The following is a 12618-nucleotide window of genomic DNA, read 5'->3' as shown; positions in this document are numbered from 1 at the left end:
GGCGCGGGAGCCGGCCTTCTTCGTGCATGCTCTGCCGGAACGGGCGCTCTGGACGATGAGCCTCCTGCTACGGGGCCGTCGCCATCCGCCCCCGAACCGCGCAGGGGGAACGGACCCGGAGGACCGGCCCCGCGCGGAGGGACGCGGGGCCGGCCGGCGGGGTCAGACGACGGTGAGCAGGGTTCCCTCGTACGCCAGCCACTGGGAGAAGGCGTGCAGCCCCTTCGCCGGTGCGGTCGCGGACGCCCAGCCGGGCGGGCGCAGGCCATCCGTGAAGTCCGGTGAGGCGGCGGCGGGTTCGGCCCCCGAGGGCCCGGTCAGGACCGGCACGGGGCGGACGGCGGCGTGGATGGTGTCGGCCAACTCGGCGAGGGTGGTGGGTTTTTCGTCGGCGGCGGTGAGGGAGTGGGCGGTGGGGCGGGTGTGGAGGACGGTGAGGACGGCGTCGGCGAGGTCGTCGACGTAGAGGGGGTGGATCTCGGTTTCGGGGGCGCCGGGGATGGTCATGGGGAGGCTGCGCAGGGCGTCCCACACCATGCGGCCGATGAGGGTGTCGCGGGAGCAGCCGGGGCCGTAGACCTCGCCGACGGCGAGGGTGTAGGGGCGCGGGTCGTCGGGCAGGTGGATGGTCAACCGCCGCGCCGGGGAGCCCTCGCGCAGGCCGGTCAGGTCGAGGACGGCGTCGAGGGGGGCGTCCGGGCCGGCCAGGTCGGCGAGGCGCCGGGTGAGGTGCTCGCCGAGCGGTGAGGCGCCGCCGCGGACGGTGGGGCCGGTGGGGCGCCGGGGGCGGCGGGGGGCCGGGCGGTCGGCGGCCTCGTGGCCGGCGGACAGGGCGCGTCGTGCCACGGCTTCCAGGGCCTCGCGGCGTTCGGCGATCCGTTCCTCGGTACTGGTGTTGCTGATGCCGCCCGGGCCGATGGTGGCGATCGCCTCGGCGTAGACCTCGGGGCGCACCGCCGGGCCGGAGCCGTCGGGGGCCAGGCCGAGGCGGGCAGCCTCGTGGCCCATGGCGAGCGCGGTGAGCCAGGTGCCCCGGACGTCGGGCGCGTCCGACTCCGGGCCGGGCGGGGTGAGCAGCGCGCCGGGCAGCTCCAGGCCGCGCAGGTACTGCTCGCAGTCCATGTGCAGCCAGCGCTCGGGGCCCGGGCCGGCGACCCGCACCGCGCAGCGTGCCACGCCGTACTTGAAGAACGGCAGGACGCTCAGGCCGGTCAGCCGGTGTCCCTCGTCGCCGGGCCGGTCGCCGGGCAGGAAGCAGACCGAGCGGCGCGGGCCCCGGAAGGCGTTGCCGGAGATCGAGCCGTGGTCCTGGTGCTCGGCGAGGTTGGGGACGGAGACATAGCGGGGGACGCCGTGGTCGGTCAGGTAGCGGTGCATCAGGATGTCGTCGGGCCAGGCGCCGAGGCGCTGTCGGCCGTAGCGAACGAAGCCCTCGGCGACGGCCCTCGGCAGTACGATCGCGACGCACGGGAAGTACTCGTTGACCGCGCCGACCCAGCGGGCGCCGGCCATGGCGCCGAAGCGGATCGCGGCCCCGTTGCGGGAGTCCCACAGGGCGAACAGCGCCAGCGCCGCGTCCGGCATCGCCGCGACGGCGTCGTTGACCCGTTCGAAGAACGATTCGGACAACAGCATGTCGTCTTGGATCACGAGTTGGTGGGTTGCGCCGTCCTCGATGGCCTCCCAGGCGGCGAGCGCGGTGCGCAGTACCGAGGGCGTTCCGGTCGGATCCGGGTCCATGACGACGCGCAGCGCGCCCGGAGGAGAGGTCTGGACCACATGCTCGGCGGCCGGCCGGCGCTTGGGGTGGGTCATCACCACTCCGCTGAGCTGATGGCTCGTCACTTTTGTTCCCTTTCACGGGTGGGACGTAGGGGACTTAATGGCACTCAGGGAGCCCGCCGATGCTGCGGGTGCTATCGATTCCGGACAGTACGGATCGCGCCGGGAGCTGGCAAGAGTGCCGAAACCGCACTGGCGTCACGGTTGGTGTCCCAAGGATGCTGGGCTGGCACGCCACCTTCCGTGGGAAGCATGTGGCTGTTTGTGAGCGCGTATTCGAGAGTTCGCCGTCTTAACGGAGGGAACCCCCTGATGTCCGCTGGATCGCACGCGCCGTTGAACGAGTCCGGAGCCGACGCCGGTGAGAGCGTCGAAGCCCGGTTGGAGAAGCTTCGCGACGCCCGCATCGTCGTGACGGGAGGCGGGGGCCTGGTCGGCAGCCGGCTCACCTCCCTGCTGTGCCGGGTCGGGGCCGAAGTGTCGGTCCTGGACCGGATGGACGCCTACCCCGAGGACGTCCACACGATCTTCGGGACGGAGAAGACCGGCGCCCGCCTCGTCGTCGGTGACATCTGTGACCGCGAGTTGGTCGCCGACCTGCTCCGGGACGCCGACTACGTGGTCCACGCCGCCGCCTACGCGGACGTGGCCGCCTGCACCAGGAACCCGGACATCGCGTTCCGGGCCAATGTGCAGGGCACCCAGGTCATCCTGGAGGAGGTGGCCAGGACGGGGGTGCGCCGCCTGGTGCTGGTCTCCTCCGCCTCGGTCTACGGCGACGGCCCCGCCGACGACCCCGGGCCGCACATGTTCCACGAGGACCAGGCGCTCTTCCCGCTGTCGGTGTACGCCAACGGCAAGTTGTGGGCGGAGCACCAGACCCGGCTGATGCTCGGGGCGTCCTCGGGGGCGGAGTACGCGATCGTGCGGTACTTCTCCGTCTACGGGGACCCGCAGATCCCGAAGCCGGGCAGCCACTCGTGGATGGTTCCCTGGCTGTCGCTGCAGGCCAAGCTCGGCCGCCCGATGCGCCTGAACGGGGGCGGCGTCCAGGTGCGCGACATGGTCCACGTCCAGGACGTGGCCGAGGCGACGGCGCTCGCGCTCGTCGAGGAGGGGATGGCCGGCCAGACCGTGAACGTGGGCACCGGGCGTCCGACCGCGGTGCGGGAGATCGCGGACCTGCTCATGCCGTACTTCCCGGACGCGCGCCGGATCGTCACCCCGCGCCCCGAGGGTGACCCGCTCGGGGGGTACGCCTCCACGGAGCGGTGCCGGGAGCTGCTGCGCTGGCAGTCCCGGATCGACGTCGCGGAGGGCGTCGACCGCTATGTGCGGTGGTTGGAGCGCACGCCCGAGGCGGTGCCGCGCTGGCTCGTCGAGGACGGCGCGTGACAGTCTTTGCCCCCGTGCACGTCCGCCGTGGGGGCGGGCGTCGGAGGAGGGGTGCGCGCATGGGCTATGTCGGTTCCTATGTCTGGTCGCTGCGTCAGAAAGTCGGCGGCAGACGGCTGTTGGTACCCGGCGCTCAGGTCCTGGTGATCGACGGGCAGGGCCGGGGACTGTTCCAGCAGCGGGTCGACAACGGCGTGTGGGAGCTTCCCGCGGGCGCCTGCGAGGAGGACGGGGGCTTCGCCGACGCCGCCGTCCGGGAGCTGGCGGAGGAGACCGGGCTGCGGGTCGCCCGGGAGGACCTGGTGGCTTTCGGCTCGCTGTCCGATCCGGCCCTGCACACCGTGACCTACCCGAACGGGGACGTCAACCACTGCTTCGCGCTGTGCTTCGCGGCCCGGAGCTGGTCGGGGGAGCTCGCCCCGGGGGCGGACGAGGTGCGCCGGGCGGAGTTCCGGCCCCTCGACGACCCGCCGGCGCCGCTGCACCCGCCCACGCGGGTCGTGCTGGAGATGTACCGCGAGTTCCTCAAGGACGGGAGGTTCCGGGCAAGGTGAGTGAAGAGCAAGCGATCCGGGTCGCGGTGCCGTGCCGGGCGTGTCTGTCGGGGGAGGACCTGGACTGGCTGGGCGACGGCCGCTCGGTCAGCCTCGCCATCGACCTGCCGACCACGGTCGAGGTCATACCCGACGGTCCATCGGAGGAGCGGCAGCAGGCGCAGGACGACTGGTCCGCGCAGGTCTGGACGTTCCTGGGCGAGCGGCTCCCCGGCGTGCACGGCCCTGCGCCGGCCGTGCGCGTCACCAGCGAGGCGCCCTCCGCCAGCGGGCTGTCCTCGTCCACGGCGCTGATCGTGGCGCTGTTCCGGGCGTTCGCGAAGGTGGCGACCGCGGACGGCGTGCCGGTGCCGGACGCCTCGATCGTCCAGTGGGCGTACGAGTTCGAGTTCGCCCGCTTCAACGGCGGCGGTATGGACCACCTCGCCGTCGCCGAGGCCGGCGCCCTGCTGATCGACGGCCGGGAGCGCGGTCTGCCGGTCGTCCGGGAGCGGCTGGACTTCCCGGACGACTGGGGGGTGGTCGTGGTGGACTCGGGAACCCGGAAGAACACCGCCGACCACATCCGCACGGTCCGGGCGCAGCTCGCGGCCGGTGATCCCGCGCTCGCGGCCTACCGGGCCGAGTCCGACCGGGCCTCCGGTGAGGCGTGGGCGGCGCTGCGCGGGCGCGACCACGAGGCGCTGGGCGAGGCGATGAGCCGGGCGCACGTGGCGATGCGCGACTTCCAGGGCATGTCGACACCGCTGCTGGAGGAGCTGCGCACGGTGGCGCGGCGCGCCGCCGGCCTGCCGCTGAAGCTCAGCGGGGCCGGCGGCGGCGGTTCACTGGTCGGCGTCTGTCCCGGGGCCGACCTGCCCGGGGTGGTGGCGCGGCTGGCCGACGCGCTGCGCGCCCCGTTCCCCGGGGCGCGCGTGATCCCCGCCCGGGCGGCTCCGGGGAGCCGGAGTGCCCGGGCGGGGGAGGTGCGGGTCGGCGTCAGCGCCGGCTGACGGTCACAGGAACGGGTCGTAGTCCTCCCCCGGGGGGACTGCGCCCGTTCCTTCCGCTATCAGCTCCAGTTCCAGGTTGGACCGGTGCCGCGCGCAGTGGAAGCGGCAGTCCCGGCTCGGGTCGACGATGCCGCGGTCCGACGTCTTCCAGATGTCGGCCAGGCTGTCGGTGACGGCGTCGCCGATCCGGGCCAGCGGGTTGCCCCGGTGGTAGGAGCAGATGTACACCCCGGACGGGGTGACCAGGGTGCGCAGCTCGGCGACCCGGCAGCGGTGGTACTCCTTGGGCTGGACCGGCCCGGTGTGCCGGCGCAGCGAGGTGAGCGTGGACGAGTTGATGAGCTGGAAGGTGTCGCTCTCCAGCCGGGCGGCCTCGGCGAGCTGGCCGTCGACCGAGTCGAGGATGTCCTGGGAGACCTGGATGACGTGGTGATCGTCGTCGAACATCGCCTTGGTCTCGAAGTAGTCGCAGCCGATGTCGTGGGCGAGCTCGGCCGCCCGCAGCACCTCCGTGTGGTTGCTGACGACCCGGCCGTCCTTCTCCTGGCGGGTCATGACGAGGAAGGAGTAGCCGAGGGCGCCGGTCTTCGCCGCGGCGAGCAGCCGCATGTTGGCGACGACCTTGTCGAAGACGCTGCGGCCCTTGCGGTCGGGACGGAAGACGCCGTACGTCTCGGCGGTGCCGGCGTCCATGGAGACGCGGACCCAGGAGGCGTAGGAGGCGAGTTCGTCGAGGTTCTTGTCGATCATGGTGCCGTTGGTGACGACCCCGACGGCCAGGCCGGCCTCGCCGAGGATGCGCAGGACCTGGCGGGTGCCCCGGTGGGCGAGCGGTTCGCCGCCCCCGATGAGCACCACGGCCCGGACGTTCATGGAGACCAGTTCCTCCGCGAGCGCGGCCAGCCGCTCGGGGGTGAAGCGGCCCTGGTTGAGCAGCTTTCCGCTGATGCACTCGGGGCAGGCCAGGTCGCAGAAGGTCGTCGGATCGAGGTCCACGACGAGCGGGGCGTCCGACGCGGTCCCTTCTGCCGCTTGCAGGATGCGGGGCCAGCCGGATGGCTGGTACAGCTTGGAGACGAGATCGAGGCGGTCGTGCGTCACGGAGTCCTCCTGTGGACGTGAACGGGGTGCGACCGGGGGAGCCGGGAATGCGGTGTGAGGGTCATCCCTTGATCGCTCCGGCGGCAAGGCCGGAGGCGATCCGGCGCTGGATGACGAGGAAGAAGACCACCACGGGCAGGGCGGTGAGTGTGGCACCCGCCATGAGTCCGCCGTAGTCGGTCCCGCGGCTGGTCGTGAAGGAGACCAGCCAGATGCTGACGGTCTGTTTCTCGGGAGTGGACAACAGGATGTAGACAAGGACGTATTCGTTCCACGCCTGGACGAGCGCGAAGACCGAGGTGGCGACGATGCCGGGGGCGAGCAAGGGAAGCACCACCCGGCGGAAGGCGCCGAGGCGGCCGCAGCCGTCGACCATGGCCGCCTCCTCCAGCTCCACGGGCACCCCGTCGATGAATCCGCGCAGCATCCAGACCGTGAACGGCAGGGTGAACACCAAATAGGTGAGGATCACCCCGCTGAGGCTGTCGGTCAGCCCGGCGTCGTTCAGCAGCAGGTACAGCGGGATGATGAGGGCCGTCAGCGGCACCATCTGGACGACGAGGATCACCACGACGAAGGCCTTGCGGCCCGTGAAGCGGAAGCGGGAGAGGGCGAACGCGGCCAGCGTGCCGACGATCAGCGACACCACGACGGTGCCGATGCCGATGACGACGCTGGAGCGCACGTTGTCCCAGAAGAGCTCCGATCCCAGCGCTCGGGCGAAGTTGTCCCAGGAGGGACGGCCCGGCCAGAACTTCGGCGGCATGCTCAGGATCTCGGAGGCCGGCCGGAACGCGGTGAGCAGCATCCAGTAAATGGGGAAGCCGATCACCGCGGCGACGAGCAGCCCGAGCAGATCGCGGCCGAGTGACCGCTGACGTCTCATTCGAGCTCTCCCGTCCTGAGCATCTGACGCAGGTAGACGACCGATCCGGCGAGCAGCAGCACGACGGTCACGAGCGCGATCGCGGCACCGGTGCTGTACCGGTTCACCGCGAAGGACTCGATGAAGGAGTAGACGCCCAGCAGGTAGTACTCCCGCTCGGGCTGGCCGCCGCGCATCAGCCAGATCTGGTTGAAGACACCGAAGTTCCAGATGGCGTTCAGCGTGGTGACCATGAGCAGCACCGGCCGGATCACCGGGAGGGTGACGTGCCGGAAGACCTGGAACGGCCGGGCGCCGTCCAGGATCGCGGACTCCTCCAGTTCGGGCGGGACCTGCGCCAGCGCGGCCCGCAGGGTGATGGCGGCGAACGGCAGCGAGCCCCACACCACCACGGCGACGATGACGGTGAAACCCTGCCAGGGGTCGATGAACCAGTTGTGGTGGGTCAAGTCGACCCCCGGCAGCTTGGAGAGCACCCAGTTGGTGACGCCGTAGTCGGTGTCGAAGAGCCAGCGGAAGATCGACGCCGCGACCATCGCGGGCATCGCCCACACGGTGACCAGCACTCCGGCGATCACGGCGCGCACCCACGGGGAGACCCGGTGCATCAGCTGCGCCGTGAACAGCCCGAGGGCCACGGTGAACACGGTGGTCACCGCGGTGAAGAGCACCGTGCGGCCCACCACCCTCCAGAAGAAGCCGTCCCCGAGGATCCTGGTGAACTGGTCCAGCCCCGCCCACGGCGGTGACTCGCCGCTGAAGAGCTGTTCACGGGTCATGTCCTGGAAGGAGAGCACGACCATGTCCACCAGCGGGTAGCCGAGGACCAGGACGAGCGCCAGGACGGTGGGGGCGATCAGCAGGTACGGCAGCAGCGGCCGACGCCGCTGCTGCCCGCCCCGGTCAGCGCTCATTGATCACTTCGTTGATCCGCTGGTCGGCCTCACGCGCGGCCTCCTCGACGGACTGCTTGTTGTTGGCGATGCGCTCCAGCATCTCCGGCAGGATGTTGGACTTCTCCACCGACGTCCAGCCGGGCGCGAACGGCGTCATCCAGCCCCCGGTGGCCGCGGCCTGGGCCGCCGGGCCGTTGATGCCGCCCGCCGCGACCTCGGCCAGCTGGACGGTGTTGTTGGGCAGGGTGTCCACCTCGATCAGGGTCTTCTGCGACTGCGTGTCGGTGAACATCTTGATCCAGTCGGAGGCCAGGTCCTTGCGGGTCGACTTGGCCGGCACCGCCAGGGTGGAACCGCCGAGGAACGGCGGCAGGAGGTTGCCGGACGGGCCGGGGAAGGGGAAGGTGCCGAACTTGTCCTTCAGCTTCGGGTCGCCGCCGGAGCGCTCGTCGGTGGCCATGGCGGACTCCCAGGTGTTGCCGTAGAAGACGCCCACCCGGCCCTGGCCGACCACGGCCGGCTGGTCGGAGTTGTCCTTGGCCCGGTCACCGACGTAGTAGGTGTCGATCAGCCGCTTCCACTCGGTGAGCCCGGCCACGGACTTGGGGGAGGCCAGCGAGCTCTTCCACTTGTCGCCCTCCTTCACGGCGATCTCGCCGCCCGCGTCCTTCACGAAGGCCATGGCGGCGTACCAGTAGCGGCCGGGCATGTAGAGCGCCGAGTAGTTGGGGTCCTCGGGGCCCAGGGTGGCCTTCAGCTTGTCGAGCGCGGAGAGCAGCTCGGGGTAGGTCTTCGGGGCTCCGGCGACACCCGCGCGGGCGAACTGGTCGGTGCGGTAGATGCCGATCCTGGCCCCGACGTAGTACGGCACGCAGTAGGTCTTGCCGTTGGCACGACAGGCGTCGGCGAGAGCCGGCAGCCACTCGGCCGAATGGTCGAAGCGCGCCGGGTCCACGGGGGCGAAGGCGTTGTTGACGATGTAGTTGGTGGTCTCGCTGTTGCCCATCTCGACCACGTCCGGGACGTTCTTCCCGGCGAGGACGGCGTCCAGCTTCTGGTTCTTGGTGGTCCACTGCTGGTACTGGACATCCACCTGGACCCCGGGGTGGGCCTGGGTGAACCGCTCATTGGTGGACTGGACCAATTGCGGCCAACTCTCCTGGGCGTCCACGGCCAGCCACACCGTCAGTTTGCCGCCCGTCTCGGAGCCGCCGCCCGACCCGGAGCTACAGCCGGTGGCCGCGAGGGACAGGAGAAACGTGAGCACAAGGGGGCGATAGGACATGCGAATGGCCATGAGGTCTCCAAGTTCGCTATGGGGGTACCAATCTGATTACCCGTCTGATCGCCAAGAGGAGCAGAGGTCCAGACATTCGGCCGGAAGATGACGTTCAGCGTCCCGCATAGAGATCAACCCTTGACTCCTCCCGGGCGGTACCCGCAGGTTAGGCCTCTGCACCCACGTGATCCCGATACGAAGGGCTTGTAACGTGTCCGAGCAGACGACTTCCCCCGAAGAGACTCCCGACGCCGCCGCCCGGCCGGTCCGGGTCAACGCCTGGAACGGCTGGGACCCGCTGCGCCATGTGGTCGTCGGACGCGCCGAGGGCACCGTGGTCCAGGCCCCCGAGCCCGCGGTGCGCCGCGACTACCCCGAGGACGGCTTCCCCCTGGGCACCTACGGGCCGATGCCCGAGGACATGGTCGCCGAGGCCGAGGAGCAGCTCGACAACTTCGCCGAGATGCTGAGCCGGCGCGGCATCCGGGTGGACCGCCCCACCCCGGTCGACTTCAACCAGCAGGTCTCCACGCCCGAATGGACGCAGGACTCGATGTTCGGCTGCATGCCGCCCCGGGACCTGCTGCTGACCGTCGGCAACGAGGTCCTCGAAGCGACCATGTCCTACCGCAGCCGCTGGCACGAGTACCTGGCCTACCGGCCGCTGCTGCAGAACCTGTTCGACTCCGACGAGAACATGCGCTGGGAGGCCGCGCCGAAGCCGCGGCTCACCGACGCCTCCTACAACACCAAGTTCTGGGACACCTACAACGACCTCCCGACCGAGGAGCAGCTGGCCCGGGTCCGCGACTACGACCTGGTGCTGACCGAGGCCGAACCGCTGTTCGATGCCGCCGACGTCGCCCGCTTCGGCAAGGACCTCTTCGTCCAGCTGTCCTTCGTCACCAACCGCAGCGGCTACCAGTGGCTCAAGCGCCACTTCCCCGACCACCGGGTGCACGCGGTCACCTCCACCAACACCCACCCGCTGCACATCGACGCGACCTGGGTGCCGCTGCGCCCCGGCCTGGTGCTGCACTGCGGCGAGCGGCTCGCCGACGCCGAGCTGATGGAGTTCTTCCGGCTCAACGACTGGGAGATCATCGAGGCGGTGCAGCCGGCGAGCTGGGACCACCCGCCGAAGCTGTCGTTCTGCAGCCCGTGGCTCGCCGGGAACATGCTGAACATCGACGAGAACACCCTGTGCATCGAGGAGAAGGAGGTCCGGCTGTCGGAGCAGCTGTCCTCGTACGGCTTCGAGATCGTCCCGGTGCCGTTCCGGGCGGTCGGACCGTTCGGCGGCGGGCTGCACTGCGCGACCGTCGACATCGAGCGCGACGGCGACCTGCAGGACTACTTCCCGCGCCGGCACGGCCGGTACTGAGGCCGGGTCCGTGCCGTCCGCGCCGTCCGGGTCATCGGGATCGTCCGTGCCGTCCGTGCCGTTCGAGTCGTCGCCGGAGGTCCGTGCCGTCGTCTTCGACTTCTACGGGACGCTGGCGCGGATGGTCGAGCCGCTGCCGCCCGACCACCGTGCGATCTTCGACCGCCGGGGCCTGTCCGCCCAGGGCGCCCGCTGGGGCGACCAGTGGGCGGTGGGCCCCGCCGAGGGCGAGGAGCACGCGGACCACTCCGTGACCGAAGTCGACTACCACCGCTGGGAGTTGGGACGTCTACGGCGCCGGGCGCTGGACTGCGGGGTGCCGGAGCACGAGCTGGAGGGCCTGGTCGAGGAGATCGACCGGGCCATGAAGGCCGTCCGGCTGGAGCTCTTCGAGGACGCCCGCGCCGTCCTCGGGGAGCTCCGCGCCCGCGGGCTGCTGGTCGGCGTCTGCTCCAACTGGTTCTGGAACCTGGACGACTGCCTGGCGGACGTCGGCCTCGGCGGAGCGTTCGACGTCGTGGTGGGCTCCGCCCGGGCGGGTGCGCGCAAGCCGCACCCGCTGATCTACCGGACACTCCTGGAGCAGTGCCGGCTCCCGTCGGAACAGGTGCTGTTCGTCGGGGACATGTGGGCGCCGGACGTGCTCGGCCCGCTCGCGGCCGGGATGCCGGCCGTCCATCTGTGCCGGCCGGACCCGGCGGTGCGCGGAGCCGAGCCGCCCCTGCCGGAGGGGGCGGCCCGGATCCGCGGGCTGGCGGAACTGCTCAGCCTCGTGGCGAGCGGTGCCGCAGCCGGTCCAGCAGATTGCGGGTGACCCGGACGACGCCGGCGTCCTGGTCCTGCCCGCAGACCACCGGCCAGTCGGTGGTCCCCGCGGAGAACACGGTGCCGCCGGCGGTGTAGAGACCCATGGTCGCGGCCCGGGGGCTGGTGAGGCCCGGCTCCCGGGCCGGGCCGTTCCAGTGGCCCCACTTGAAGTCGTGGAAGTCCTCGTGGACGGGATCGAGGACGTGGATGCCGAGGATCAGGAAGGAGGCGGGCGTGCCGTCCTCGCCGGTGGCGCGGGCGACACCGTGCTCGTCCCGGGCGTAGGCGGCGCCGTCGCACTCGTACCCGATGAGCGTGGTGCCCGCGCCGAGCCGGTCGGGCGCACCGCCGTCGGCGCCGTCGCGCAGCCCGGTGCCGGCGAAGACCCAGTGGTCGGCGTGCTGCACGGTGTACCCCTCGCGCGGACGGTCGCCGGGCCACCCCTCGGCGCTCGCCCACATGCCGCCGTTGCGGAAACTCACCCCGGTGAGGGAGTTCTCCGGACGGCCCACCCCGTCGGGCGCCGCCGGCCACCACTGGTCGGTCGCCGGAAGGTGCGGATACTCGTCCCCGACATGGTGGTCGGTGTCCGCGACGAAAGCGGTGTTCCGGTCGGTCGGATGAATGCGCCACCAGCAGGTGTTGGCACTCAGGAAGGCGATGTTCCCGCCGTCCCGGACGAATCGCTCGGCGTGTTCGCGCATCGCCTCGCTCCAGTATTCGTCATGGCCGACGCTGAGCAGCAGATCGTACGAGGACAGCAGCTCCGGATCCTCGTGCAGATCGAGATCCGTGCAGAATTCCACCGGGTAGTCGTTGCGTTCCAGCCAGGCGATGAAAGGGGCGTCCCAGTACGCGAGGTCGATGATTCCGCCGGGCCGGTGCAGGCTCACCTTGTGCCCGCGCGGACCGCCGTCCGGCAGGTACACGGGGTGGTCGTAGAGGCTGGCACCGCGGTCCTCGCCCGGGCGGTCGGCGCGGTTGTAGGCGTGCCGGGTGAAGGTCGACTTCTTGTAGAGGATGCGGGAGCGGGCGCCGGCCCGCCGGGGCCGCACCACGAAGAACTCGCGGGCCGGGCCCTCGATGTCGGCGGCGCCGAGCGGCGGCGGGTCGTCCCCCTCCTCGACGAACTGGACCAGGTGCATGCCGGGGGTCCAGGACTCCGGCACGGGCAGGGTGAGCGGTGGCCAGTCCCAGCCGCGGGCCGGCGAGGCCCGGCCGGGGACGCCGTCGGGGTGCGGGGGCGCCAGGTGCGGCGATCCGGGGTGCCAGCCGGTCTCCGCGACCGGCTCCAGCTCCTTGCCCAGCCGGTAGAACCTCAGCCGGAACCGGGCGGCGTCGGTGGAGACGTGCACGGTCAGCCGATCCCCGGCGGTGACGCTTTCCCGGCCGAGATATCCCTCTATCATTCCGCCTCCCTGTGGCGCGAACGGCCGGCGAATAGGTGTCCGGCGGCTTCGGCCCGCCATCGTAGGGGGTCGCGGGAATTGCGGGCAACGGTGCTGTGGAACCGGTCATTCAGGGCCGCCTTTCGGACAGGGA

At 71.1% G+C, this 12618-nt stretch carries 11 protein-coding genes; 5 read left to right on the top strand and 6 right to left on the bottom strand.

Annotated elements, in window-relative coordinates; translation table 11 throughout:
* Positions 1–162: 162 nt before the first annotated feature.
* Positions 163–1845 carry an NAD-dependent epimerase/dehydratase family protein gene (locus ABTX81_RS03625; protein ID WP_350541291.1) on the bottom strand — a complete coding sequence of 561 codons (1683 nt, stop codon included), beginning with the start codon at positions 1843–1845 and terminating at the stop codon, positions 163–165.
* Between the two features lie 249 nt (positions 1846–2094).
* Between ABTX81_RS03625 and ABTX81_RS03620 the strand changes: the two genes are divergently transcribed.
* The 3 genes from ABTX81_RS03620 to ABTX81_RS03610 are packed head-to-tail and all read left to right on the top strand — an operon-like array spanning position 2095 to position 4723.
* On the top strand, positions 2095–3177 hold the full coding sequence (locus ABTX81_RS03620) for an NAD-dependent epimerase/dehydratase family protein (RefSeq protein ID WP_350541289.1): 1083 nt from the start codon (positions 2095–2097) through the stop codon (positions 3175–3177).
* A gap of 59 nt (positions 3178–3236) precedes the next feature.
* Entirely contained in the window at positions 3237–3731 is a 495-nt protein-coding gene (locus tag ABTX81_RS03615) for an NUDIX domain-containing protein (protein ID WP_350541288.1), read from the top strand.
* Positions 3728–4723: a mevalonate kinase family protein gene (locus tag ABTX81_RS03610; RefSeq protein WP_350541287.1), complete on the top strand. Its 996-nt coding sequence runs from the start codon at positions 3728–3730 to the stop codon at positions 4721–4723. The genes ABTX81_RS03615 and ABTX81_RS03610 overlap by 4 nt, the downstream gene beginning before the upstream one ends.
* 3 nt (positions 4724–4726) lie before the next feature.
* Here ABTX81_RS03610 and ABTX81_RS03605 read toward each other — a convergent pair whose 3' ends face one another.
* The 4 genes from ABTX81_RS03605 to ABTX81_RS03590 form a co-directional block, all read right to left on the bottom strand.
* Positions 4727–5824, bottom strand: a complete 1098-nt coding sequence (locus tag ABTX81_RS03605) for a radical SAM protein (protein ID WP_350541286.1) — start codon at positions 5822–5824, stop codon at positions 4727–4729.
* A 61-nt stretch (positions 5825–5885) separates the two neighbouring features.
* Positions 5886–6710, bottom strand: a complete 825-nt coding sequence (locus tag ABTX81_RS03600; RefSeq protein WP_350541285.1) for a carbohydrate ABC transporter permease — start codon at positions 6708–6710, stop codon at positions 5886–5888.
* Complete coding sequence (locus ABTX81_RS03595) at positions 6707–7624, bottom strand: carbohydrate ABC transporter permease (protein WP_350541284.1); 918 nt, start codon at positions 7622–7624, stop codon at positions 6707–6709. The genes ABTX81_RS03600 and ABTX81_RS03595 overlap by 4 nt, the downstream gene beginning before the upstream one ends.
* Entirely contained in the window at positions 7614–8873 is a 1260-nt protein-coding gene (locus ABTX81_RS03590) for an extracellular solute-binding protein (RefSeq protein ID WP_350541283.1), read from the bottom strand. The genes ABTX81_RS03595 and ABTX81_RS03590 overlap by 11 nt, the downstream gene beginning before the upstream one ends.
* 223 nt (positions 8874–9096) lie before the next feature.
* Between ABTX81_RS03590 and ABTX81_RS03585 the strand changes: the two genes are divergently transcribed.
* Together ABTX81_RS03585 and ABTX81_RS03580 are read left to right on the top strand one after the other, a co-directional pair.
* Positions 9097–10269 (top strand): serine/threonine protein kinase, encoded by a 1173-nt coding sequence (locus tag ABTX81_RS03585; RefSeq protein WP_350541282.1) that lies wholly within the window; start codon positions 9097–9099, stop codon positions 10267–10269.
* Between the two features lie 46 nt (positions 10270–10315).
* Positions 10316–11083 (top strand): HAD family hydrolase, encoded by a 768-nt coding sequence (locus ABTX81_RS03580; RefSeq protein ID WP_350541281.1) that lies wholly within the window; start codon positions 10316–10318, stop codon positions 11081–11083.
* On the opposite strand, the gene ABTX81_RS03575 is transcribed toward ABTX81_RS03580, so the two are convergent.
* Entirely contained in the window at positions 11034–12485 is a 1452-nt protein-coding gene (locus ABTX81_RS03575; protein WP_350541280.1) for a N,N-dimethylformamidase beta subunit family domain-containing protein, read from the bottom strand. The two genes, ABTX81_RS03580 and ABTX81_RS03575, sit on opposite strands and share 50 nt — an antisense overlap.
* Between the last annotated feature and the right edge of the window lie 133 nt (positions 12486–12618).

Origin of the sequence: Kitasatospora sp. NPDC097605, assembly GCF_040302725.1 — a bacterium.
Taxonomy (GTDB): Bacteria; Actinomycetota; Actinomycetes; order Streptomycetales; family Streptomycetaceae; genus Kitasatospora.
Note: the sequence above shows the minus strand (reverse complement) of the source record. Positions and strands in the feature narration are given on the sequence as shown.

Bases quoted from the DNA above. Each gene is read 5' to 3' on its own strand.
- ABTX81_RS03575 (WP_350541280.1), bottom strand. From the start codon at position 12,485: ATGATAGAGGGATATCTCGGCCGGGAAAGCGTCACCGCCGGGGATCGG.
- ABTX81_RS03620 (WP_350541289.1), top strand. From the start codon at position 2,095: ATGTCCGCTGGATCGCACGCGCCGTTGAACGAGTCCGGAGCCGACGCC.
- ABTX81_RS03615 (WP_350541288.1), top strand. From the start codon at position 3,237: ATGGGCTATGTCGGTTCCTATGTCTGGTCGCTGCGTCAGAAAGTCGGC.
- ABTX81_RS03595 (WP_350541284.1), bottom strand. From the start codon at position 7,624: ATGAGCGCTGACCGGGGCGGGCAGCAGCGGCGTCGGCCGCTGCTGCCG.
- ABTX81_RS03600 (WP_350541285.1), bottom strand. From the start codon at position 6,710: ATGAGACGTCAGCGGTCACTCGGCCGCGATCTGCTCGGGCTGCTCGTC.